The sequence below is a fragment of the Caulobacter sp. UNC358MFTsu5.1 genome, from assembly GCF_000712075.1.
Lineage (GTDB): Bacteria > Pseudomonadota > Alphaproteobacteria > Caulobacterales > Caulobacteraceae > Caulobacter.
The window spans coordinates 131,909-154,061 of the sequence record NZ_JONW01000013.1; the positions used below are offsets into that span (position 1 = coordinate 131,909).

A 22,153-nucleotide genomic window follows, 5' to 3' on the forward strand; every position below is an offset into this window, starting at 1 on the left:
GCCGCCCCCGGCCCGCCCGGTTGGCGGCCGCCAGCAGCGCCTCCGGATCGGGGCGGTTCGTGTCGGAAGCGTCGGCGGGCAAGGCGAGTCTCCGGGGAGGAGGACAGTCTAGGCGATCAGGCTTCGAAGCGCATGCCGTCATAGGCGGGCTCGACCCCTGGCGGAAGTTTCGCCGCCAAGGCGTTGAAATCCAGGTCGATGTGCAGATTGGTCAGGATGGCGCGGCGCGGCTTGGCGCGGGCGATCCACTCCAGCGCCAGGCCCACATGGGCGTGGGTCGGGTGCGGCGTCCAGCGCAGGGCGTCCACTACCCAGACGTCGAGGCCGCTCAGCGCCGCCCAGCTCTCCTCGGGAAAGCCGATGGCGTCGGGGGTGTAGGCGACGTTCCCGAAGCGATAGCCGACGGCGCGGATCTCGCCGTGATCGACGTCGAAGGTGGTGACCGGGATCGCGCCGCTGGGGCCGTCGATCTCCCAGGCCTGGCCGTGGGGCGCGATCAGCTGCGGGTCGCAGATCGCCGGATAGCCGCCCTGGCTCTTGAAGACGTAGTCGAACCGCCGCTCCAGGCTGGCGGTCGTGTAGGCGTCCATATAGGTCGGCACGCGCTTGCGGGCGTTCAGGAAGAACGGGCGCAGGTCGTCGATGCCGTGGGCCTGGTCGGCGTGGTCGTGGGTGAACAGGCAGGCGTCCACCCGCCTGACCCCCGCCCTCACCGCCTGCAGCCGGAAGTCCGGGGCGGTGTCGACGACGACAGTGGTCTCGGCCGCCGGATCGCTTCCAGGCCGGCGCACCAGCATCGAGCAGCGGGTGCGCAGGTTCTTCGGTTCGGCGGGGTCGCAATCGCCCCAGTTGCCGTCGGCGCGTGGCACGCCGCCCGACGAGCCGGAGCCCAGGATCGTGAACTCCAGCTTTCCGGTCATTTGCGCGGGATCCGGTCGAACAGGGCGAAGAAGGCGTCCTCGGTGCGCTGTTCCGCATCGGCCCGGGTCCAGCCCCGGATCTCGGCCAGCTTGTCCAGCACGTGGGGCAGATAGGCCGGCTCGTTGCGGCGACCGCGCATCGGCACGGGGGCCAGGTACGGACAGTCGGTCTCGAGGATGATCCTGTCGGCCGGCATGTCGGCGATGATGTCGCGCACGTCCTGGGCCTGCTTGAAGGTGGCGATGCCCGAGACCGAGAACCACGCCCCCAGCGCCGCCGCCCGCTTCGCCAGCTCGGCGCCGCTGGTGTAGCAGTGCATCAGGATCTTGAACGGCCCCTTGGCGTGTTCCTCCTCGAGGATCGCGCCCATCACCGCGTCGGCCTCGCGGGTGTGGACCACCAGCGGCAGGCCGGTCTGGCGGGCCGCCGCCACGTGGGCGCGGAACACCTCGGCCTGCACGTCGCGCGGGCTGAGGTCGTAGTGGAAGTCCAGGCCCGTCTCGCCGATGCCGATCACTTTCGGGCGGCCGGCCAACTCGACCAGACGCGCGGTGGTCAGGTCGACATGGTCCTTGGCCTCGTGCGGGTGGGCCCCGACTGTGCACCAGATGTCGTCATTGGCCATGGCGATGGCATGGACGGATTCGAACGACGGAATCTTGTCGCAGATGGTGACCATCAGTTCGATCCCGGCCTCGCGGGCGCGGTCGATCACCGCCTGGCGGTCCTCGTCGTACTGGTGGGCGTGCAGGTTTACGTGGCTGTCGATGAGCATTCGGTCACATGGCCGCCCGGGCGGCGGCGCGCAAGTCCATGATCGCGGTCCAGAACACGTCGGCGCGGTCGAGGTTCACCGCCTCGGCCTCGCCCGGCGCGCGGACGATCTTCTCCCAGGCCGCCACCCAGCGGTCCAGGCCCGCCGGGGTGCGCTCGCCGGCCATGCCGGTGGCCATGGCGTGGATCTGGTCGCCCAGGCGGTCGAACAGCAGCTCGAAGCGCTGGACGCCCTCGGCGCCGCGGAAGGTGTCGGCCATGGCCAGCAGCGCGCCTTCGTCCAGGTCGGGCAGCTTGCGCAGGATCTCGCCGGCCGCGTCGTCGGCCTCGATGGCCCCGGCGGCGGCCAGTTGCAGCGCCCGGCCCGGCGCGCCCTTGGCCATCCGCGACAGGCGATCGGCGTCGTGGGCCGAGACGCCGGCCCGCTGCTGGACCATCGACGCGGCCAGGTTCAGATGCGGCGCGGGCACCACCAGCCGGCGGCAGCGCGAGCGGATGGTCGGCAGCAGCCGGCCCGGCGAGTGGCTGATCAGCAGGATCACCCCGCGCGGCGGCGGCTCTTCAAGAGTCTTCAATACGGCGTTGGCGGCGTTGACGTTCAGGTCGTCGGCCGCGTCGATGATCGCCACCCGATAAGGCGAGACGGCGGGCGAATTGGCGAAGAAGGCCGGCAGCAGGCGGGCCTCGTCCACCGGGATCGACTTGCGGGCCTTGCCGTCGTCGGTCTCGCGTTCCAGCACCATCAGGTCCGGGTGCGAGCGCGCGGCCACCTGGCGGCTGACGAAGTCGGTGGGCGCCGAGCCCAGGGCGCCGAAGGCGGGATCGGGCCGCGCGCCCAGCAGGCGGCGGGCCATGCGGTAGGCCAGGGTCGCCTTGCCCACGCCCTCTGGGCCGGTCAGCAGCCAGGCGTGGTGCAGCCGGCCGCGGTCCAGGGCGTCCAGGAAGGCCAGCTCGGCCGCCTCGACGCCGTCGATGGCGAACACGTCGCGGGGATGCGGAGGCGCGTCCATAAGCTAGAGGCCCAGCCGCGTGGACACCGCGTCCCAGACGTCGGCCCAGACCGCGTCAATCGCGTCGTCCGCCTCGATCACCACGCAGCGCTCGGGTTCGCGGCGGGCGATCTCCAGGAAGGCCTCGCCCAGGCGCTTGTGGAAGTCCAGGCCCTTGGACTCGAAGCGGGCTTCGCCGCCCCGGGCCAGGGCGCGTTCCAGGCCCGTCTCGGCCGGGATGTCGAAGATCAGGGTCAGGTCCGGGACCGTACCGCCCAGGACGTGCTCCTCCAGCGCCTTGATCAGGCCGATCGGCGCCTCGCCGCCGGCTCCCTGATAGGCGCGGGTGCTGTCGGCGAAGCGGTCGCACAGCACGATGGCCCCGCGTTCCAGGGCCGGCCGGATCACCCGCTCGATGTGGTCGCGCCGCGAGGCGTACATCAGCAGGGTCTCGGTGACCGGCGACCAGCGGTCGACGTCGCCGTTCAGGATCAGGTCGCGGATTTGTTCGGCGCCCGGACTGCCGCCCGGCTCGCGGGTCAGCACCACGTCGGCGCCGTCCGCCTTCAGGCGTTCGGCCAAGCGGCGGATCTGGGTGGACTTTCCAGCCCCCTCGCCGCCCTCGAAACTGATGAAGGTTCCACGCGTCACGGGCTTCAAATCGGCCGTAACGCACCTCTTGTCCAGAGGCGATCGCGGGGAGCTCTAGGGCCGCAGCACCGTGGCGTCGGAAAAGCCCATCGAAGCCACGCGATCGCGCACGCCGAAGGCTTCGGCCTCGTCCGGGCCGGCCTTGACCACGACGCGATACAGCGTGCCCTGGGCGCGTTCCACCGACTCGACCGAGGCCTCGCCCGCCCCGCTCAGCTGGGCGGCGGCGCGCTCGGCGTTGGCGCGGCTGGCGTACGAACCGGCCTGGACACGATAGGCGCTTTCCACGCCGGCGTTGGCGAGGACCGGCGCGGGCTCGGCCGGGACCACCGGCGCGGGCGTCGGCGGCGCATAGGGCACGAAGTCGGGATCGGCGGCCTTGGGCGGCGGCGGGGCGTCCCAGGCCGGCTGGGCCGGCGGCAGGCCCGTGGTGTAGACGCGGGGCTTGGCCGGCGGGGTGTAGCGCGGTTCCGGCGGGGGCGGCGCGGCCGAGGCGATCATGCGGCGCTGGTCGAAGGGCGTCTTGCCGGCCGGGCCGATGTAGCGGACGCGGACATGGGCCACGCCCGCCCGCCCGTAGCCCAGCTGCTCGGCGGCGGCCTTGGACAGGTCGATGATCCGGCCGTCGACGAACGGACCGCGGTCGTTGACCCGCACCTGCATCTTGCGGCCGTTGTCGAGGTTGGTGACCTCGACGATGCTGGGCAGCGGCAAGGTCTTATGGGCCGCCGACGGCAGGTCCATGTCGAAGATCTCGCCGTTGGCCGTGCGGCGATTGTGGAACTGCTCGCCGTACCACGAGCCGATCCCCTTCTCGTCATAGTCGGGATCGGCCTTGGGATAATACCAGATGCCCTTGATCTGATACGGCTTCTCCGTGCCGCGCAGGCCGTTGGTCGAGCCCGGCGGCGGCGGTCCGGAATAGGGTCTGGCGGTCGAGGTGGCCTGAGGCAGGCGGGTCGGCAGCGGCGTGGCGCAGGCGGCCAGGCCGGCGCAGCCCAAGGCGGCCACGGCCACGCCGCGCAGCAGACGGAAGTCGCCTCGCGCCTCGCCTCCCATGACCCAGCCGCCCTCCTGAAGGTTGTATATCAGAAAGCAGGGTCGTTCAGGAGGCTTGAGGTCTGGTTAACTAAAGGTGCGACCAAACGAACCGCAAACGGACTAGAGCCGGCGCGCGACCGCTGATATAGGCCCCTGCTCCGGGCAGGTGGCCGAGTGGTTTAAGGCAGCGGTCTTGAAAACCGCCGTGGGTGAAAGTCCACCGTGGGTTCGAATCCCACCCTGCCCGCCACATCTCCCGAGACCAGATCATGTCCGACACCGTCCGCGCAGCCGTCTACGGTTCCCCGTCCTTCGACATCGTCGATGTCCCGGGCGGCGCCGTGCAGACCTCGCCGCTGGTGGTGGGCTCGACCGACCTGGCCGACCTGGCCGAGGGCGCGCTGGACGAGATCGTGATCCAGGCCCCCGCCGGCGTCGCCGAGCGGCGCTACGTCCTGGCCCAGGCCCTGCGGGCGCTGAAGGTCGAGGGCCGCCTGACCGCCCTCGCCCCCAAGGACCGCGGCGGCCTGCGGATGAACAAGGAACTGACCGCGTTCGGCTGCGTCGTCGGCGAGAGCGCCAAGCGCCACCAGCGGATCTGCGTCGCCCTCAAGCCCGCCGCGCCCGTCGGCCTGGACGCGGCCGTTGCCGATGGCGCGCCGCGCCGGCTGGACGGCGACGGCCTGTGGACCCAGCCCGGCGTGTTCAGTTGGGACCGCCTGGACCCGGGTTCGGCCCTGCTGCTCAAAGCCCTGCCGCCGCTGGCCGGCGCCGGCGTCGACCTGGGCTGTGGCATCGGCGTCCTGGCCCACGCCGTCCTGACCTCGCCCAAGGTGACCAAGCTGACCCTGGTCGACCTGGACCGCCGGGCGGTCGAGGCGGCCAAGCGCAACGTCAACGACCCGCGCGTCGAGGTGGTGCAGGCCGACGCCCGGCGCGGCGGCGACCTGGCCACGGGCCTGGACTTCGTGGTGACCAACCCGCCGTTCCACGAGACCGGCGTCGAGGACAAGGGCCTGGGCCAGGCCTTCATCACCTCGGCGGCCGGCATGCTGCGCAAGGGCGGCGTGCTGTGGATCGTCGCCAACCGCCACCTGCCCTACGAGGCGGTGCTGAACGAGCACTTCAAGAATGTCCGTCCCGTGGCCGACGCCGGCGGGTTCAAGGTCTACGAGGCCCGCAAGTGACGAAAGCCCTGATGGCGCGTCTGGACCGCCTGCTGGCCAATCTCGGCTACGGCAGCCGGCGCGACGTCCAGGCCCTGGTCTCGGCCGGCAAGGTCGTGCTGGACGGCGTGGCCATCAAGGACCCGGGGCAGAAGATCGCCGTCACCGCCGACTTGCCGCAGCGGATGAAGATCCGCGGCGTTCCCGTTGATCCGCCAGCGCCCCTGGTGTTGATCATGCACAAGCCGCTGGGCGTGGTCTGCTCGCACCGCGAGGACGGCGAGCGCATCTACGACCTGCTGCCCAAGCGCTGGCAGATCCGCGACCCGGCCCTGTCGAGCGTCGGGCGGTTGGACAAGGACACCTCGGGCCTGATCCTGATCACCGACGACGGGGACTTCCTGCACCGGGTGATCTCGCCCAAGCGCCACGTGCCCAAGGTCTATCGCGCCACGCTGGACCGGCCGCTGACGGGAACCGAAGGCGCGACGTTCGCCAGCGGGACCCTGATGCTGGAGGGCGAGGAAAAGCCCCTGCTGCCGGCGACCCTGGAGGTGCTGGGCGAGCGCGAGGCGCGGCTGAGGATCACCGAAGGGCGCTATCACCAGGTGCGCCGGATGTTCGCCGCCGTGGGCAACCACGTGGTCGGCCTGCATCGCGAGCGGATCGGCGGGATCGCCCTGCCCGACGACCTGGAGCCGGGCCAGCACCGCATCCTGACGGCGGCCCAGGCCGAGGAGGTCTTCGATGTCTGAAGAGCGCCTGATGGACGCCCGCGGCCACCGCTGCCCGGTGCCGACCCTGCGCCTGCGCCGGGCGCTGGAGGACGCGCCGCCCGGTGGTCTGGTCCGCCTGCTGGCCGACGACCCGCTGGCCCGCATCGACGTGCCGCACTTCGCGGCCAGCGCCGGAGCCACGGTGCTGGAGGTCGTCGACGCCCCGGACGGCGCGATCAGCTTTCTGGTGGCGAAGGCGCCTTGAGCGGAATGGCCTTGGGTCCCTCCAGCAGGGCCCTGGGCCGCTCGTCCAGCGCGATCTCCATCTCGGTGGCCAGGGCGCCGCCGAAGAACACGGCGTTGACGCTCCACGAGAGCCAGATCAGGAAGATGATCACCGCCGAGATCGAGCCGTAGGTTGCGCCCAGATGGGCCACCTGCTCGACATAGAAGGCGCTGGCCCACGACATGAACACGCACATCACCGCCGCGGCGAAGCCGCCGGTGGACGAGGCGCGCCAGCCGACCGGCTCGCGCGACATGGCGTAGCGGTAGATCAGGGTCATGCCGACCAGCAGGCCCAGGCTGGCCCACGTCCACTCGCTCTGGATCCACGACGCGCCGGCCAGGGGCCGCAGGTTCAGGGTGCTGGCCAGCAGGCGGAAGGTCAGGAAGACGCCCGACATCACGAACAGCAGGCCGAAGGCGGCGACCAGCACCACCAGGGCCATGAAGTTGAAGCCGAAGAAGCCGCGCTGGTCCTCTTCGTCATGGATGAAGGACAGGCCGGCCAGCAGGGCCTTGAACCCGCGATGGGCGGCGTAGAGGCCGATGACCAGCACCACGGCGCTCTGGGCGGAGATGGCCTTCTCCGGGGCGTGGGCCAGGCGGGCCAGCTCGCTCTGGAAGATCGGCCGGGCGCCCGACGGCATCAGGAACGACAGCTTGTCGGCCTGGAAGGCGGCCTGTTCCGGGGTCAGCAGCAGGCTGAACAGGCCGATCAGGATGGCCAGGCCGGGGAACACCGCCAGCAGGATGAAGAACGAGACGCCGCCGACGTACAGCATGACGTCGCGGCCCCACAGGCGCTGCAGGGCCAGGCCCAGAACGCGGAGGGTTTCGGTCACCCAATGGATCGGATCTAGGTCGAGGTCCCGAAAGCGAAGGCGGTCCTGGGGGGATTTCATGCGGCGGAAACTGGCCTCGGCGCCGCTTTGACGCAAGCGCGCCGCCGAAAAAACATGGAGTCCAACGACAAAGACCCGCCGCTTCAGGGAAAGCGGCGGGCCTCCGCAGGACGAACCTGAACCGAACGCCGCATCGAGGGACGGGTGGCGCGACGGCCGGTTGCAGGATCAGGTTTAGGCCCCTCCGGCTGAACCGCACCTGAATGGCGTCGTCAGGGAAGGTCTCTGGAGCGCCCTTCCTAGAGCGCGCCCTGGGCCTTCAGCTCGGCGATGGCCTCGGCCGAGAAGCCCCAGTCGCCCAGGGCCGCGTCGTTGTCGGCCCCGATCTTGGGCGGCGGGCCCTGGATCGCGCCGGGCGTGGCCGAGAAGCGCGGGGCCGGGGCCGGCTGGGTGACGCCGGCCACCTCCACGAAGGTCTGACGGGCGGCGTTGTGGGCGTGGGTCGGCGCCTCGTCCATGGTCAGGACCGGGGCGAAGCAGACGTCTGTGCCGTCCATCAGGGCGCACCAGTCGTCGCGGGTCTTGGTGGCGATCACCGCCGCCAGCTTCTCGCGAAGCTGGGGCCACTCCTCGCGGCTCATCTGGTGCTGGAACTGCGGGTCGGTGATCCCCGTCTTTTCAAGCAGCAGCAGGTAGAATTGCGGTTCGATCGAGCCGATCGAAATCCAGCGGCCGCAGGAGCACTGGTAGGTGTCGTAGAAGTGCGCCCCGCCGTCCAGCAGGTTGGTCCGCCTTCCGTCCCCCCACATGCCGCCGGCCTTGAAGCCGTAGAACATGGCCATCAGCGAGGCCGCGCCGTCGCTCATCGCGCAGTCGATCACCTGGCCCTGCCCCGTCGCGCGGGCGTGGATCACCCCGGCCAGCAGACCGAAGGCCAGATAGAGCGCCCCGCCCCCGAAGTCGCCCACCAGGTTCAGCGGCGGCACGGGCTTGTCCTGCGTGCCGATCGCGGCCAGGGCGCCGGTGATGGCGATGTAGTTCATGTCGTGGCCGGCGGCCTTGGCGTAGGGACCGGTCTGGCCCCAACCGGTCATCCGGCCGTAGACCAGCTTGGGATTGCGGGCCAGGGCGACGTCCGGACCCAGGCCCAGCCGCTCCATCACGCCCGGCCGGAAGCCCTCGATGATCCCGTCGGCGCGTTCCATCAGCTTCAGGCAGGTCTCGACCGCGGCCGGCGATTTCAGGTCCAGCGCCACCGAGCGGCGGCCCCGGGCCGTGACGTCGGCAGGCGAGCTGCGCCCCGAGCCCTTGCGGTCGATGCGCACCAGGTCGGCCCCCAGGTCCGACAGCAGCATGCCGCAGAACGGTCCCGGACCGATCCCGGCGAATTCCAGCACCTTCAGGCCGGACAGCGGACCCTGGGCCATGACGTTCCTCCCGGCCGACTCTCGCGGCGCTTCATCTTTCAAGCCACTAGAACGACCCTGCCCTTCGGTCAGGCAAGAGCGTTTATCCGTTCACAGGCCTGCGGCGATGCGGACCTATGAGGCGTTGCGGCCTCTGCTATGTTGCAACGTCGAATCTCGAGGACGCCGCGTCGTCGAGCGATACCGGTATCCGGGGCGGAGGCTTGAGTTGGCGGTGAACGCCCGAATCCTGATCGTGGCGCGCGACGATGCTCGCGCCGGGCCGCTGTCCGAAGGGCTCGACAAGCTCGGCTGGCGGACCATCACCGCGCGCGGCCCCTACGCCGCCCTCGCCGCCCTGGGCGACCTGAACATCGAGGCCGTGATCGTCGACCTGGAGAGCGCCGGTCCCGACGCCCATTCCCTGTCTCGCCGCCTGAAGGCCGCGGTGGCCCCGCGCCGCCTGCCGGTCATCGCCATCGGCGAGCCGGGGACCGAGGCCAACCACCAGGCCTTCGACCTGACCCTGTCGCCGCCCCTGCATCCCAGCCAGGCCGTGCTGCGCCTGGAGAGCCTGGTCCGCACCGCCATCGCCGAGGAGGAGTTCGAGCTCCGCCTGGCTACCTTCGGCGATCGCGGCCGGCGGCTGGACCTGCCCGAGCCCCAGGCCGAGCCGTTCCGCATCCTGGCCATCGGCGAGCCGGCCCCGCAGTTCCTGGCCCTGTCCAACGCCCTGACCCGCAGCGGGGCCGACGTGGTCGGCGCCTTCACCGCCTATACGGCCTTCGACTATCTGCACGAGCGCGCCTTCGACGCGGTGGTGCTGTGGGCCGGCGACAATCAGCAGGAAGCCCTATCGATCGCGGCGGGTATGCGACGCAACACCCGCCTCTTCCACATCCCGGCCCTGCTGTACCTGAAGGCCGAGAGCTACGTGACCATGTCGGACGCCTTCCATCGCGGGGTGTCCGACGTCGCCTCGCCGGAGACGGCCGAGATCGAGACCGCCAAGCGGGTCATCGAGCTGGCCCGCAACTATCGCCGGGGCGAAGCCATCCGCGGCGCCCTGGAGAAGGCCCGCAGCTCGGGCCTGATGGACGCCGCCACCGGCCTGTTCACCCGCGACCTGTTCGCCGCCCACCTGGTGCGCCTGGCCACCGCCGCCCGCGAACGGGCCCGGCCGCTGTCGATCTGCGTGCTGCGGGTGGCCGACAAGCCCGACACCGTCTGGGCCCGCAAGAACGGCTGGCTGGACCGCGCCATCCCGCAGATCGGCTCGATGGTCGGCCGTCTGGTCCGCGTCGAGGACACCGCCGCCCGCCTGGCGCCCGAGGTCTTCGCCCTGGCCCTGCCCGCCACCAACGCGGCCGCTGGACGGGCCGCCGCCGAGCGGATCGCCGCGGTGATCGGCTGCACCGCCTTCGACGCCGGCGACGACCGTCCGCCGTTCGTCTGCGAGTTCGACATCGGCGTGGCCCAGATCGAGGCCGGCGAGAGCGCGGTCCACGCCCTGGAACGCGCCGCCGCCCAGGCCCTGCAGCGCCACTCCGCGTAAGAGGAAACCTCCATGGGCCAGCCGTTGCTGATCGACCTCGTCGCCGACGTCGTCTGCCCCTGGTGCTATCTGGGCTGGCGTCGCGTGAAGTCGGCCCTGGCCCTGCGTCCGGACGTCGAGCCGCTGGTCGTCTGGCGGCCCTACCAGCTGGACCCGAGCCTTCCCGAGGAAGGTGTTGACCGCAAAGCCTATATGGCCGGCAAGTTCAAGGACGCCCTGAAGCTGAAGGCCGTGCATACCGCCCTGGTCGAGGCCGGGGCCGAGGAAGGCATCGTCTTCGACTTCGACGCCATCGCCCTGTCGCCCAACACCAGCGCCGCCCACCGGCTGATCCGCTGGGCGCATGGGGCGGGCAGGCAGGACGCCGTGGTCGAGGCCCTGTTCGCCGCCTATTTCACGGAAGGCCGCGACATCGGCGATCCCGTGGTGCTGGCGCAGATCGGCGAGGCGGCGGGCATGGACCCGGTGTTGATCCTGAAACTGCTGTCCGAAGGCGCCGACAAGGACGTGATCGCCCGCGAGCACGCCATGGCCGTCCAGGGCGGCGTCACCGGCGTGCCGTTCGTGATCTTCGGCGGCAAGCTGGCGGTGGTCGGCGCCGAGAGCCCGGAGAATATCGCCGAGGCCATCGACAAGGCCCTTGAACAAACGGCCTAGCTCGACAATCTCCCCGGCGGAAACCGCGTTGTCAGCGGTCTTTTTCGGGGGCGTCTCATGAACCATTCCAGCATCCAGATGGCGATCACCATCGCCGTCGTCGCCGTGATCTTCGCGTTGCGGTTCCGCGGCATGACCCGCGAACGGCCGTTCAAGCTGGAGCTGATCTGGATCATGCCCGCCCTGCTGGTCGCGGCCATGGTCGCGGTCCTGCTGCAGTTCCCGCCCCACGGCCTGGACTGGGCCTGGCTGGCGGCGATCTTCGCGGTGGGGGCGGCGATCGGCTGGTGGCGCGGCAAGCTGATGCCGATCGCCATCGATCCCGAGACCCACGTGCTGAACATCAAGCCGTCGCCGGCGGCGATCCTGTTCCTGCTGGGCCTGTTCGTCGTCCGCTTCGCCCTGCGCGCCCTGATCGAGAGCGAGGCCTCGGCCTGGCACGTCAGCGCCTCCCTGATCACCGACGGCTTCATCGTGCTGGGCGTGGGCCTGCTGGCCGTGTCGCGGGTGGAGATGGGCCTGCGGGCCTGGGGCCTGCTGCGCGAGGCGCGGGCGGCGAAGGCGGCGGCTTGAGCGTTTCAAGCCGGGGACATGCCCTCGCGGCGTGTCCCCATCGGCATTCACTGAGCCGAGACCTGGGGACACGCGCATGCGCATGTCCCCGTCGGCGCGTCACCCCTCCAGCGTCGTCTTCATCGCCGCGCAGCCCAGGTCCATGAAGCCCGCCACCCGCTCGGCCGCGTCGTGCGGTAGGATGTCGGCGGTCCAGACGATGCGGCTGCCGGGGCCCTCGTCCAGCACCTGCATGGCGCCGTTGTGGTGGCTCAGCAGCTGACTGCCGACCACCGACCAGACCAGGCGGCGGGTCTCGTCGTCGACCGCGACGATCAGCTCCCGGGCCACCAGGCCGCCGGCGAAGGTGACGGTCCGGGCCCCCTCCTCCACCTGGCAGTCGGTCAGCACGCCGGGACACAGGCGCTGATGGACGCGGCCCCAGTCGCGCACCGCGTCCCACACCTGGGCGGGCGCGACGGCGACATCGACGGACTTGGTGACGGCAGCCATGGGAAAACTCCTCCTGAGGTTTCCCCGACCCTGGCAAATCCGCGTCGGCCTGGCTGGCGGGATCCGGACCCGGTCGTCGCGGCCGAGGGCCGGTCGATCAAGAAAATAAGCAAGCCCAACCGATCCCCCGTAGTATGACACCCTTAAGTTGTCTCTTGGCGAGCGCAGGAGAACTGTTGTGCGGACGACATCTTCACGACACCTGAAGGTCCTACTGTTGGGATGTGCAGCAGCGGTGTCGGTTTGCGCTTCGCCGGCGCGGGCCCAGACGTACGTCTATCAGGACGGCCAGGTCGATCCTTTCGGTCCTATCGTTTTGACCCAGGACAGCTCCCTCGTCGTCTCAGCGGAAGCGGCGTCGGCGACCCAATCCAGCCCGATCAGCGGTCCCTTCGGCATATCCAAGGGCGGCGCCGGTACGCTCGTCCTGACGGGCGCCAATACCTACACCGGGCGGACGGACATTAGCGGGACCCTTGCCCTCGGAAACGGAGGAGTCACCGGCTCGATCGCGAACACGAGCTTGATCTTCAGTAATGGCGTTCTGCAGTTCAACAGGTCCGACCGGCTCGTCGTCGCGACGGAGATGCGGGGGGCGGGAAACATTTGGCAAATCGGCTCCGGCGTCACCGTGCTGACGAACGACAACGTCTTCGCCACCGGCGGTGTGGTCATCCAGAACGGCGTGCTTCAGTTCGGCGATGGCGGGACGACGGGAGCGTTCCCCGGACGCCTGCTCAGCAACATCGTGACCCAGGGGTCGGGTGTGCTTGCGATCAACCATTCCAATGATTTCCAGTTGGTCCGGAGCGTCATCGGTTCAGGATCGTTGCACCAGGACGGTACGGGCACGACGATCATCAGTGGCGACAACACCTACACCGGCGGCACGGTGATCTCCGCCGGGGCGTTGCAGATCGGTCGTGGCGGCGCAGGCAGCATTGTCGGCAATGTAGTCGACAACGCGACGCTGATTTTCGCGAGCGGCGGTCGCGCCAATTTCGACGGTGTCATTTCCGGCACGGGCCAGGTGATCAAGCGCGACCCGTCCGAGCTGACATTGACGGGGGCCAGCACCTATACCGGGCCGACGATCATCGAAGAGGGCCGGCTGATCGTGAACGGCTCGCTTGTATCCACGGTCACCGTCAACCCGTCGGGAAGGCTCAGCGGATCAGGTTCGGTGGGCAGTGCGATCGTTCATGGCGCGCTGGCGCCGGGCAATCCCGTCGTCGCGGACGTCTTCACGATCAATGGTCCGCTCACCTTCGGCGCGGACGGCGTCTACATCGTTGATGTCGTGACCGCGGGCGCCGATCGGGTCAATGTCGGCGGTGTCGCCAGCCTGGCCGGAACCCTGCGTCTCCTCCCCGCGGTCGGACCTTATACCGGCGCCGTCTCCTATACGCTCCTGTCCGCCACCGGTGGCCGGACGGGAAAGTTCGGCACGGTCGAAACCCAGGGCTCGTTTGGCCCCGACGTCCGGTGGTTCATCGCCTACACCGCCAATTCGGTAGTGCTGAACGTGCTGCCGGATGACCTGTCTTTGCTCCTTGAGCAGGGGGCCACTACGCAGAACGAACGCAATGTCGCGGTCGGCATAGATCGCGCTGTCGCCGCCGGCGGCGATCCCTCGCCGTTCTTCGCCCTGTACAGCCAGCCCAGCGGCGCCTTGGGTCCGGCCCTGGCGAGCCTGTCTGGGGAAATCCATGTGGCGACCGCGTCCTCGGTCGCGCCTGTCGCCGAGCAATTCCTGGGCGTCATGTTGGATCCCTTCGCCGCCGACGGCCGCCGCGTCACCCGCGACGAACGCGGTCTGATCCTCTGGGGCGCGGCGTTTGGGTCGACCGGTCGCAGCGACGGGGACGTCTCGGGCGTCGGATCCACCCATGGCGATAGTCACGACGGCCAACTGGCTTTCGGCGTCGATATTCATCCGAACGCCAACGCGCTGTTCGGCGCCGCGATCGCGGCCGGCACAAACGATCTGTCCTTGGCCCGGGATCAGGGGCGCGCCAAGTCCGACACGCTGGAATTTGGGGTCTATGGCCTTGGCCGGATCGGCAAACTCTACCTCGCCGGCGCCGTCAGCCATGGCGTGTTCGACACGGATACGCATCGGGCTATTCCGGTGTTCAGCCTGTCGGACGTTTCGGCCAAGTACGATCTGAAGGCCTGGAGCGCACAACTGGATGCGTCCATTGCCGTCATCCAAGGCAAGGCCGGCGCCCTCGCGCCGATCGCGAGCCTGCGATGGGTGTCGGTCGAAAGCCCCGACATCAAGGAAGAGGCGACCGTGACGGAAACCGTGCTTCAGGTCGCGGGGCGCACGAGCGACAACGCGCGCGCCGAATTGGGTTTGAGGGCCACGACCGGAGAGCTGGTCGGCTCCGACAAAGTCGCGGGCTTCGTTCAAGCGGGATGGGGATACTATCTCGAACGGGACCGCGCCATGACCGCGCGGTTCATCGGCCTGCCGGGTTCGGACATGACGATCCTGGGTTCAAGGCCGCCTCGCAATGTCGCCCTAATCGCCGGTGGGCTCGATCTGAAGCTCGGGGCGGGGACCACCGTGTCGGCTGGAGCCGACGGTGAAGTCGGGTCCGGCTTCAACCGCGTGTCCGGCTGGGTGCGGCTGCGAGCGGCCTTCTAGGCCTTCGCCAACTTCACCAGCTGCGACAGGATCTTCTCGGCCGCGTCCAGCCGCTGGGCCGGGGTGTCCCACTCGCCCTTGATCACCACCTTCTGGTCGGGGCGCACCTTCCAGATCAGGCTGTTCTTGGACACGAACTGGACCAGGGCCAGCGGGTTGGCGAACTCGTCGTTGCGGAAGCTGGCCACCGCGCCCTTGGGACCGACGTCGATCTTGGCGACATTGGCCTCGCGGCACAGGCCCTTGATGGCGACCACCTTCAGCAGGCTGTCGGTCTCGGGCGGCAGCGGGCCGAAGCGGTCGATCAGCTCGGCGGCCAGGGCCTCGCGGTCGGCGGCCTTCTCGGCTTCCGACAGGCGGCGATAGAGCGACAGACGCACGTTCAGGTCGGGCACGTAGTCGTCGGGGATCATCACGGCCGCGCCGGTGTTGATCTGCGGCGACCAGCCCCGGTCCTCCAGCAGGGCCTCGGCCCCCTGGCGCTCGCGCAGCTCGGCGACGGCGTCCTCCAGCATCTGCTGGTAGAGCTCGACCCCGATCTCCTTGATGTGGCCGCTCTGCTCGTCGCCCAGCAGGTTGCCGCCGCCGCGCTGGTCCAGGTCGTGGCTGGCCAGCTGGAAGCCGGCTCCCAGGCTGTCCAGCGACTGCAGGACCTTCAGGCGCTTCTCGGCCGACAAGGTGATCTGCTTCTCGGCCGGCGTGGTCAGGTAGGCGTAGGCCCGGGCCTTGGACCGCCCCACCCGGCCGCGGATCTGGTACAGCTGGGCCAGGCCGAACATGTCGGCGCGGTGGACGATCAGGGTGTTGGCCGAGGGGATGTCGAGCCCGCTTTCGACGATCGTCGTCGCGAGCAGCACGTCGTACTGGCCCTCGTAGAAGGCCGTCATCACGTCTTCCAGCTGGGTCGGGGCCATCTGGCCGTGACCGACCACGTACTTCACCTCGGGCACCTGGGTGCGGAGGAACTTCTCGATGTCCTCCAGGTCCTTGATGCGCGGCACCACGTAATAGGCCTGGCCGCCGCGATACTTCTCGCGCAGCAGGGCCTCGCGCAGGGTGACCGGGTCGAACGGGCTGATGTAGGTGCGCACCGCCAGGCGATCGACGGGCGGGGTGGCGATGATCGACATCTCCCGGATGCCGCTGAGCGCCATCTGTAGGGTGCGCGGGATCGGCGTGGCGGTCAGGGTCAGCATGTGCACGTCGGCGCGAAGCTCCTTGAGCTTCTCCTTGTGCTTGACCCCGAAGTGCTGCTCCTCGTCGACGATCACCAGGCCCAGGTCCTTGAACGAGACCTGCTTGGAGAGCACCGCATGGGTGCCGACCACGATCTCGAACTGGCCGTTGGCCAGGCCCTCGCGGGTGTCGGAGGCCTCCTTGCCGGTGACCAGGCGCGACAGGCGGGTGACCTTGACCGGCCAGCCTTGGAAGCGGTCCTTGAAGGTCTTGTAGTGCTGGCGGGCCAGCAGCGTCGTCGGGCAGACCACGGCCACCTGCTTGCCGCTCATGGCCACCACGAAGGCCGCGCGCAGGGCGACCTCGGTCTTGCCGAAGCCCACGTCGCCGCAGATCAGGCGATCCATGGGCTTGCCCGAGCCCAGATCCTCCAGCACGTCGTGGATGGCCGACAGCTGGTCGTCGGTCTCCTCGTAGGGGAAGCGGGCGCAGAACTCGTCGAACACCCCGTGCGGCGGATCGGTCTCCTCGACCGACTTCAGCTGGCGGGCGGCGGCGATCTGGATCAGGCCCTCGGCCATGACCCGCAGGCGCTCCTTCGCCTTCGCCTTGCGGCCCTGCCAGGCCGCGCCGCCCAGCTTGTCCAGCTGGACGTTCTCGCCGTCGGTCCCGTAGCGGGTCAGGAGGTCGATGTTCTCGACCGGCAGGTAGAGCTTGGCCTCGCCGCCGTACAGCAGGTCCAGGCAGTCGTGCGGCGCGCCCTGGACATCGAGGGTCTTGAGGCCCTCGTAGCGGCCGATGCCGTGGTCGATGTGGACGACGAGATCGCCGGGCGTCAGGGCGCTGGCCTCGGCCAGGAAGTTGGCGGCGCGGCGCTTCTTGCGCGGCCGGGCCAGGCGGTCGCCCAGGATGTCGGTCTCGGAGACGACCGCCAGGCTGTCGGTCTCGAAACCGTTGTCCAGCGGCAGGACCACGCGCTGCGGGGTCTTGGGATCGTTGGCCTTGGCCGCCTGCCAGTAGGCGGCGTAGGGGATCTTCTTCAGGCCGTGGTCGGCCAGCATCGTGCCCAGGCGCTCGGACGAGCCCTCGGACCACGAGGCGAACAGCACGCGCTTCCCCTCCCCGGCCAGCTTGCGGGCGTGGTCGGCGGTGGCTTCGAACAGGTTGACGCTGTCCTGGGCCCGCTCGGCGGCGAAGGTGCGGCCCAGCTTCGCGCCCAGGTCGACGACGTCCAGGCCCTGGGGCTGGAACGGCGTGAACTTGCGGTTGGGGCGGTCCTCCAGCGCCTGGTCCCATTCCTGGGCGGTCAGGTAGAGGGCGTGCGGCTCCAGCGGACGATAGGCCGACTTGCGGTCGGCCGAGGCGCGGGCGTCGTAGGCGTCGGCGATCATCGCCAGGCGCTCGTCGCGGCTTTCCGTGACCTGGTGGTCGACGCCGACCAGGGCTCCGTCCGGCAGATAGTCGAACAGGGTCGCCATCCGCTCGTAGAACAGCGGCAGCCAGTGCTCCAGGCCGGCGCGGCGGCCGCCCTCGCTGATCGTGGCGTACAGCGGATCGTCGCCCGGCGCGCCGAACGCGCGGATGTAGCCGTTGCGGAACCGCGAGACGCCGTCCTTGTCCAGCAGGGCCTCGCTGACCGGCAGCAGCTGGATTTCCTTCAGCTGCTTGGTCGAGCGCTGGGTCTCGGGATCGAAGGCGCGGATGCTCTCCAGCGTGTCGCCGAACAGGTCCAGGCGCACCGGTTCCTCGGCGGCCGGCGGATAGACGTCGATCACCCCGCCGCGGATGGCGAATTCGCCGCGCTCGGAGACGGTGGAGGCGCGGCTGTAGCCGTTGATGGCGAAATAGCGTTCCAGGTCCGCCACATCGACGGAATTCCCGACCTTGGCCGAATAGCTGGCGCGCAGCAGGACGGCCTTCTCGGGCACCCGCTGCAGCAGGGCCGGCGCGGCCGTGACCAGCATGGCCGGCTTGTCCTTGCCCAGGCCCTCGGCCAGGCGGTGCAGCGTGGCCATCCGCGTCGCCGCCACCCCGGCCGACGGGCCGATGCGGTCATAGGGCAGGCAGTCCCACGAGGGGAACAGCACGGTCTCGATCTCCGGCGCGAAGAACTTCAGGGCGTCGATGAAGGCGCTGGCCCGGGCGGTGTCGCGGGCCACGAAGGCGGTCAGGCCGCCGCGCGCCCGGGCGATGTCGGCCATCACCAGGGCGTCGAAGCCCTCCGGCGCGCCGGCCAGGGTCAGGCCTCCCGAGGCCTTGGCGATCTGTTTGGCGTCGTAGGCCATGGGGACTCTTCGAAGACTGGTCAGCGACAACGTGCTGACGATGATGTTGTTACCAAGATCGCGCTCGGGACTTTCAACCCCCGCTCATCCCGGCGAATGCCGGGACCCAGATGGAATGGCGGTATGACTGACGCCATGAACGCTGAGCGCCTCCAATCATCCGCGCCGCCATGGGATCTGGGTCCCGGCATTCGCCGGGATGAGCGGATTCAGGGGGATCACATCCCGTCCCCGATCGGCCGCGACGCATGAGCTTCGTAGCGGAAGGTCTTGATCAGGGTCAGGACGTCGGTGTCGAACTTGGCCGGGGTCGGTTCCTGGCCGACGATCCAGGCGTAGATCTCGCGATCCGACTCCTCCATCAGCGCTTCGAACGTATCCAGCTGCTCGGGGGTCAGGTTGGGGCCATGGGTGTCCGCGAACGGCCCCAGAATGAGGTCCGCTTCCCGAAATCCGCGATGCCAGGCCCGGAACTTCAGCCGCCGGAGGCGGGAGTCGTGATCGATGGTCATGTGACCGGGGATATAGAGCGCCGAAAGCCCTTGCGCCAGCGGCGGATTGACCGGGATCGGCAGGCCTTGTAGGCGCGGACCATGGCCTCGCTGATGATCCAGGGCTGCGGTTCGGACGTGGGCAAGTCGACCCTGGTGGCGGGCCTGTGCCGGCTGTTCGCCAATCGCGGTCTGGTGGTCCGGCCGTTCAAGCCGCAGAACATGTCCAACAACGCGGCCGTCACCGCCGACGGCGGCGAGATCGGACGGGCCCAGGCGCTGCAGGCCATCGCCTGCCGCACGCCGCCGACGGTCCAGATGAACCCGGTGCTGCTGAAGCCGCAGAGCGACGTCGGCGCCCAGGTGGTGGTGCTGGGCAAGGTGGCGGGAAACTACAAGGCGCGGGCTTTCCAGGGGCTGAAGCCCGACCTGCTGGCCACCACGGTCCAGGCCTATCGCCAGCTGACCGCCGAGGCCGACCTGGTGCTGGTCGAGGGCGCGGGCAGTCCGGCCGAGACCAACCTGCGGGCGGGCGACATCGCCAACATGGGCTTCGCCCACGCCGCCGACGTGCCGGTGGCCCTGGTCGGCGACATCGACCGCGGGCACGTGATCGCCGCCCTGGCCGGGGCCCACCTGGTGCTGGACGCGGCTGACCGCGACCGCATCAAGGGCTTCATCATCAACAAGTTCCGCGGCGATCCTTCGCTGTTCGATGAAGGCCGGCGCGAGATCGTGGCGCGCACCGGCTGGCCGGACCTGGGCATGGCGCCGTGGCTGGCCCCGGCCCGCGCCCTGCCCGCCGAGGATGCGGTGGTGCTGGAGCGGCCCGTCCGCGCCGACGGCGACAGGCGCGTGCGGATCGTCGTGCCGATGCTGTCGCGGATCGCCAATTTCGACGAGTTCGACCCGCTGCGGGCCGATCCCGACATCGACTTCGCCTTCCTGCCGCCCGGGACGCCCGTGCCCGGCGACGCCGACCTGGTGATCCTGCCCGGGACCAAGGCGACCCTGGCGGACCTGGCCTTCCTGCGCGCCCAGGGCTGGGACATCGACATCCTGGCCCATGTGCGTCGCGGCGGACGGGTGCTGGGCGTCTGCGGCGGCTACCAGATGCTGGGCCGGACGGTGTCGGACCCCGAGGGGATCGAGGGCGCGCCGGGCTCGGCGGCCAGCCTGGGCCTGCTGGACGTCGAGACCGTGCTGCTGGGCGACAAGGTGCTGCGGGCGACGACGGGCCGGCTGCTGGACGGCGACGCGGCCTTTTCGGGCTACGAGATGCATGTGGGCCGAACGACCGGTCCGGGCGCGGCGGCCCCGATGCTGGCCTTCGACGGCGGGACCGTGGACGGCGCGGTCTCGCCGGACGGCCGGGTGGCCGGCGCCTATGTCCACGGCCTGTTCGAGCGCGGCGAGGCGCGGGCCGCCCTGCTCGCCCCGCTCGGCCTGGCGGTGACGCCGCGCGACCACGCCGCGCGCGTCGATGCGGCCCTGGACGAGATCGCGGGGATGCTGGAGCGTTCGCTGGATATCGAGGCGATCGCGCGGATCGCGGGGCTGTAGAACGCAAAAAGCCGTTGTCATCCCGGAAGCCTCGCAGACGCTGTCCGGGACCCAGGTGACTGGGCCGACGCGGTGCAGCCGCCCCTGGGGCCCGGACAAGCGCTGCGCGCTTTCCGGGATGACAACGATAAGGGATGGGTCGGTTTCGATAGCCCCGCCCCATCCGACGCGCGAGGATGCTTCCGACGATTCCCGCGAGGCCCGCTGCATGACCGCTCGCCCCATCTCCGCCCTGCGCGCCTTCCTCCAGAGCGAATCCGCCGGCGGGCTGCTGCTGATGGGCGCGGCCACCCTGGCCCTGATCGTCGCCAATTCGCCGCTGGCGGAGGACTATTTCCACGCCCTGCATGTCGAGATTTTAGGTCTATCGCTGGGGCATTGGGTCAACGACGGCCTGATGGCCGTGTTCTTCCTGCTGGTCGGGCTGGAGATCAAGCGCGAGATGGTCGACGGCGAGCTGTCCAGCTGGTCGCGGCGCGTGCTGCCCGGCGTGGCGGCCCTGGGCGGGATGCTGGTCCCGGCCCTGATCTATGTGGCGGTCAATCTGCAGGCGCCCGCCAACCTGCGCGGCTGGGCCATCCCGGCCGCCACTGACATCGCCTTCGCCCTGGGCGTGCTGTCGCTGCTGGGGCCCCGCGTCCCGGGCTCGCTGAAGGTCTTCCTGGCCGCCCTGGCGATCATCGACGACCTGGGCGCCATCCTGATCATCGCCGTCTTCTACACCGACCACCTCACCCTCTGGGCCCTGGGCGGTGCCGCGGCGACCCTGGCGGTGCTGGTGACGATGAACCGTCTCAAGGTGATGAGGCTCTGGCCCTATCTGGTTGTCGGGGCTGGACTTTGGGTCTTCTTCCTGAAGTCCGGCGTGCACGCCACCCTGGCCGGTGTGATCCTGGCCATGACGATCCCGATCACCCGGTCTCCGGCCCGTCCCGACGACGGGTATTCGCCGCTCCATCGCCTGGAGCACGCGCTCAATCCGTGGGTCGCCTACCTGGTCGTGCCGGTGTTCGGCTTCGCCAACGCCGGCGTCGCCCTGGGCCAGGTGGGACTGGCGGAGCTGACCGCCCCCGCCACCCTGGGCGCCGAGCTGGGCCTGTTCCTGGGCAAGCCGATCGGCGTGGGCCTGTTCTGCCTGGCCGCCATCAAGCTGGGCTGGGCCCAGCGGCCCAGCGGCGCGTCCTGGGCGCAGATCTTCGGCGTCTCGGCCCTTTGCGGCATCGGCTTCACCATGAGCCTGTTCATCAACAACCTGGCGTTCGACGCCCCGGTCCTGCAGGCCGAGACCAAGATCGGCGTGCTGGCCGGCTCGCTGCTGTCGGCCCTGCTGGGCTGGCTGGTCTTCAGCCTGGCGCCGCGCCCCCGCGATCCCCACATCTCCACTGAAGCCTGAACCGGAGCCTGTCATGCGCGCCGTCCTCGTCTCCCCTCTCCTCGCCGCCCTGGCGCTGGGCGCGGCCCTGGCCGCCCCCTTGGCCGCCTTCGCCGCCCCGGCCGTCTCGTCGGTCCGCGTCTCCATCGGTCCCGGCCTGGCCGAGAAGGCCGACCAGATCGGCGACCGCGACCTCGACTCCCTGGCCGCCGACCTGCGGCGGACGATCGAGCGGCGGCTGCCCTCGGCCCGGGACGGCGGCGTCCTGACCCTGGTCATCGACGACGCCCGCCCCAACCGCCCCACCGCCCAGCAACTGCTGACCACCCAGGGCCTGTCGATGGAGAGCTTCGGCAACGGCGGGGCGACGATCAGCGGCGACTATGTCGACGCGGCCGGCCAACGCACGCCGATCGCCTACAGCTGGTACGGCGACGACATCCGCTGGGCCCGGCACAGCTCGACCTGGCACGACGCCGAGGACGCTTTCGACCGCCTCGCCCGCCGCCTGGCCAAGGACCAGTTCAGCGACGCGCGCTGAAACG

The 22,153-nt window shown here is 69.9% G+C and carries 20 protein-coding genes and 1 tRNA gene; 11 read left to right on the top strand and 10 right to left on the bottom strand.

Annotated features, from left to right (window positions below; genetic code table 11):
• Nucleotides 1-116: 116 nt before the first annotated feature.
• From BR39_RS0124730 to BR39_RS0124750, 5 genes are read right to left on the bottom strand one after another with little or no spacing between them, the layout of a single operon-like run.
• Entirely contained in the window at nucleotides 117-920 is an 804-nt protein-coding gene (locus tag BR39_RS0124730) for an MBL fold metallo-hydrolase (RefSeq protein ID WP_029917241.1), read from the bottom strand.
• Nucleotides 917-1,696, bottom strand: a complete 780-nt coding sequence (locus BR39_RS0124735; RefSeq protein WP_029917242.1) for a TatD family hydrolase — start codon at nucleotides 1,694-1,696, stop codon at nucleotides 917-919. The genes BR39_RS0124730 and BR39_RS0124735 overlap by 4 nt, the downstream gene beginning before the upstream one ends.
• A 4-nt stretch (nucleotides 1,697-1,700) precedes the next feature.
• Entirely contained in the window at nucleotides 1,701-2,705 is a 1,005-nt protein-coding gene (locus BR39_RS0124740; RefSeq protein WP_029917244.1) for a DNA polymerase III subunit delta', read from the bottom strand.
• Nucleotides 2,706-2,708: 3 nt separating this feature from the next.
• A complete protein-coding gene (gene tmk / locus BR39_RS0124745) occupies nucleotides 2,709-3,335 on the bottom strand; it encodes a dTMP kinase (RefSeq protein ID WP_029917245.1) in 627 nt (208 codons plus the stop codon).
• A gap of 54 nt (nucleotides 3,336-3,389) precedes the next feature.
• Nucleotides 3,390-4,394, bottom strand: coding sequence for a septal ring lytic transglycosylase RlpA family protein (locus BR39_RS0124750; RefSeq protein ID WP_029917247.1), 1,005 nt, complete (start codon nucleotides 4,392-4,394; stop codon nucleotides 3,390-3,392).
• Between the two features lie 142 nt (nucleotides 4,395-4,536).
• Here BR39_RS0124750 and BR39_RS0124755 point away from each other — a divergent pair.
• The 4 genes from BR39_RS0124755 to BR39_RS0124770 all read left to right on the top strand — a co-directional run bounded on the left by BR39_RS0124755 (nucleotide 4,537) and on the right by BR39_RS0124770 (nucleotide 6,523).
• A tRNA-Ser gene (locus BR39_RS0124755) sits at nucleotides 4,537-4,626 on the top strand.
• A gap of 19 nt (nucleotides 4,627-4,645) precedes the next feature.
• The gene (locus BR39_RS0124760) at nucleotides 4,646-5,563 is read left to right on the top strand and encodes a class I SAM-dependent methyltransferase (RefSeq protein WP_029917249.1); all 918 of its coding nucleotides are present in this window, start codon (nucleotides 4,646-4,648) and stop codon (nucleotides 5,561-5,563) included.
• Nucleotides 5,560-6,297 (top strand): pseudouridine synthase, encoded by a 738-nt coding sequence (locus BR39_RS0124765; RefSeq protein ID WP_029917251.1) that lies wholly within the window; start codon nucleotides 5,560-5,562, stop codon nucleotides 6,295-6,297. The genes BR39_RS0124760 and BR39_RS0124765 overlap by 4 nt, the downstream gene beginning before the upstream one ends.
• Nucleotides 6,290-6,523 (top strand): sulfurtransferase TusA family protein, encoded by a 234-nt coding sequence (locus BR39_RS0124770; RefSeq protein ID WP_029917253.1) that lies wholly within the window; start codon nucleotides 6,290-6,292, stop codon nucleotides 6,521-6,523. Before BR39_RS0124765 ends, BR39_RS0124770 begins: the two co-directional genes overlap by 8 nt.
• Here the strand turns inward: BR39_RS0124770 and BR39_RS0124775 are convergent.
• Nucleotides 6,495-7,445: a YihY/virulence factor BrkB family protein gene (locus BR39_RS0124775; RefSeq protein WP_051696096.1), complete on the bottom strand. Its 951-nt coding sequence runs from the start codon at nucleotides 7,443-7,445 to the stop codon at nucleotides 6,495-6,497. The genes BR39_RS0124770 and BR39_RS0124775 overlap by 29 nt on opposite strands.
• 239 nt (nucleotides 7,446-7,684) lie before the next feature.
• Nucleotides 7,685-8,812 (bottom strand): CaiB/BaiF CoA-transferase family protein, encoded by a 1,128-nt coding sequence (locus BR39_RS0124780; protein ID WP_029917256.1) that lies wholly within the window; start codon nucleotides 8,810-8,812, stop codon nucleotides 7,685-7,687.
• A gap of 208 nt (nucleotides 8,813-9,020) precedes the next feature.
• Here BR39_RS0124780 and BR39_RS0124785 point away from each other — a divergent pair, with 208 nt between their 5' ends.
• Genes BR39_RS0124785 through BR39_RS0124795 form a run of 3 tightly spaced genes read left to right on the top strand, consistent with a single transcriptional unit; the run spans nucleotide 9,021 to nucleotide 11,576 of the window.
• Entirely contained in the window at nucleotides 9,021-10,346 is a 1,326-nt protein-coding gene (locus tag BR39_RS0124785; RefSeq protein WP_029917257.1) for a diguanylate cyclase domain-containing protein, read from the top strand.
• A 12-nt stretch (nucleotides 10,347-10,358) separates the two neighbouring features.
• Nucleotides 10,359-11,003, top strand: a complete 645-nt coding sequence (locus BR39_RS0124790; protein WP_029917258.1) for a DsbA family oxidoreductase — start codon at nucleotides 10,359-10,361, stop codon at nucleotides 11,001-11,003.
• 57 nt (nucleotides 11,004-11,060) lie between these two features.
• Complete coding sequence (locus BR39_RS0124795) at nucleotides 11,061-11,576, top strand: CcdC protein domain-containing protein (protein WP_029917259.1); 516 nt, start codon at nucleotides 11,061-11,063, stop codon at nucleotides 11,574-11,576.
• A gap of 99 nt (nucleotides 11,577-11,675) precedes the next feature.
• Here the strand turns inward: BR39_RS0124795 and BR39_RS0124800 are convergent, their stop codons facing one another.
• Nucleotides 11,676-12,068 (bottom strand): SRPBCC family protein, encoded by a 393-nt coding sequence (locus BR39_RS0124800; protein ID WP_029917260.1) that lies wholly within the window; start codon nucleotides 12,066-12,068, stop codon nucleotides 11,676-11,678.
• Between the two features lie 178 nt (nucleotides 12,069-12,246).
• Here BR39_RS0124800 and BR39_RS0124805 point away from each other — a divergent pair, with 178 nt between their 5' ends.
• Entirely contained in the window at nucleotides 12,247-14,721 is a 2,475-nt protein-coding gene (locus BR39_RS0124805) for an autotransporter domain-containing protein (protein ID WP_197026760.1), read from the top strand.
• Here BR39_RS0124805 and mfd read toward each other — a convergent pair.
• Both mfd and BR39_RS25550 read right to left on the bottom strand, forming a co-directional pair.
• Nucleotides 14,718-18,182: a transcription-repair coupling factor gene (gene mfd / locus BR39_RS0124810; protein ID WP_029917262.1), complete on the bottom strand. Its 3,465-nt coding sequence runs from the start codon at nucleotides 18,180-18,182 to the stop codon at nucleotides 14,718-14,720. The genes BR39_RS0124805 and mfd overlap by 4 nt on opposite strands.
• A gap of 218 nt (nucleotides 18,183-18,400) precedes the next feature.
• A complete protein-coding gene (locus tag BR39_RS25550; RefSeq protein ID WP_029917263.1) occupies nucleotides 18,401-18,694 on the bottom strand; it encodes a succinate dehydrogenase assembly factor 2 in 294 nt (97 codons plus the stop codon).
• A gap of 81 nt (nucleotides 18,695-18,775) precedes the next feature.
• Between BR39_RS25550 and BR39_RS0124820 the strand changes: the two genes are divergently transcribed.
• From BR39_RS0124820 to BR39_RS0124830, 3 genes are all read left to right on the top strand, one after another.
• Nucleotides 18,776-20,236: a cobyric acid synthase gene (locus BR39_RS0124820; protein WP_029917264.1), complete on the top strand. Its 1,461-nt coding sequence runs from the start codon at nucleotides 18,776-18,778 to the stop codon at nucleotides 20,234-20,236.
• A gap of 208 nt (nucleotides 20,237-20,444) precedes the next feature.
• Nucleotides 20,445-21,629 carry a Na+/H+ antiporter NhaA gene (gene nhaA, locus BR39_RS0124825; protein ID WP_029917265.1) on the top strand — a complete coding sequence of 395 codons (1,185 nt, stop codon included), beginning with the start codon at nucleotides 20,445-20,447 and terminating at the stop codon, nucleotides 21,627-21,629.
• A gap of 13 nt (nucleotides 21,630-21,642) precedes the next feature.
• On the top strand, nucleotides 21,643-22,149 hold the full coding sequence (locus BR39_RS0124830) for a hypothetical protein (protein ID WP_029917266.1): 507 nt from the start codon (nucleotides 21,643-21,645) through the stop codon (nucleotides 22,147-22,149).
• The last annotated feature ends 4 nt before the right edge of the window (nucleotides 22,150-22,153 follow it).

What these genes read in the sequence shown, in the direction of transcription:
- BR39_RS0124735 (WP_029917242.1), bottom strand. Translation starts at nt 1,696, where the DNA reads ATGCTCATCGACAGCCACGTAAACCTGCACGCCCACCAGTACGACGAG.
- mfd (WP_029917262.1), bottom strand. Translation starts at nt 18,182, where the DNA reads ATGGCCTACGACGCCAAACAGATCGCCAAGGCCTCGGGAGGCCTGACC.
- BR39_RS0124760 (WP_029917249.1), top strand. Translation starts at nt 4,646, where the DNA reads ATGTCCGACACCGTCCGCGCAGCCGTCTACGGTTCCCCGTCCTTCGAC.
- BR39_RS0124770 (WP_029917253.1), top strand. Translation starts at nt 6,290, where the DNA reads ATGTCTGAAGAGCGCCTGATGGACGCCCGCGGCCACCGCTGCCCGGTG.
- BR39_RS0124830 (WP_029917266.1), top strand. Translation starts at nt 21,643, where the DNA reads ATGCGCGCCGTCCTCGTCTCCCCTCTCCTCGCCGCCCTGGCGCTGGGC.
- BR39_RS0124740 (WP_029917244.1), bottom strand. Translation starts at nt 2,705, where the DNA reads ATGGACGCGCCTCCGCATCCCCGCGACGTGTTCGCCATCGACGGCGTC.
- BR39_RS25550 (WP_029917263.1), bottom strand. Translation starts at nt 18,694, where the DNA reads ATGACCATCGATCACGACTCCCGCCTCCGGCGGCTGAAGTTCCGGGCC.
- BR39_RS0124730 (WP_029917241.1), bottom strand. Translation starts at nt 920, where the DNA reads ATGACCGGAAAGCTGGAGTTCACGATCCTGGGCTCCGGCTCGTCGGGC.
- BR39_RS0124775 (WP_051696096.1), bottom strand. Translation starts at nt 7,445, where the DNA reads ATGAAATCCCCCCAGGACCGCCTTCGCTTTCGGGACCTCGACCTAGAT.
- BR39_RS0124750 (WP_029917247.1), bottom strand. Translation starts at nt 4,394, where the DNA reads ATGGGAGGCGAGGCGCGAGGCGACTTCCGTCTGCTGCGCGGCGTGGCC.
- BR39_RS0124790 (WP_029917258.1), top strand. Translation starts at nt 10,359, where the DNA reads ATGGGCCAGCCGTTGCTGATCGACCTCGTCGCCGACGTCGTCTGCCCC.
- BR39_RS0124780 (WP_029917256.1), bottom strand. Translation starts at nt 8,812, where the DNA reads ATGGCCCAGGGTCCGCTGTCCGGCCTGAAGGTGCTGGAATTCGCCGGG.
- BR39_RS0124795 (WP_029917259.1), top strand. Translation starts at nt 11,061, where the DNA reads ATGAACCATTCCAGCATCCAGATGGCGATCACCATCGCCGTCGTCGCC.
- BR39_RS0124820 (WP_029917264.1), top strand. Translation starts at nt 18,776, where the DNA reads ATGGCCTCGCTGATGATCCAGGGCTGCGGTTCGGACGTGGGCAAGTCG.
- nhaA (WP_029917265.1), top strand. Translation starts at nt 20,445, where the DNA reads ATGACCGCTCGCCCCATCTCCGCCCTGCGCGCCTTCCTCCAGAGCGAA.
- BR39_RS0124800 (WP_029917260.1), bottom strand. Translation starts at nt 12,068, where the DNA reads ATGGCTGCCGTCACCAAGTCCGTCGATGTCGCCGTCGCGCCCGCCCAG.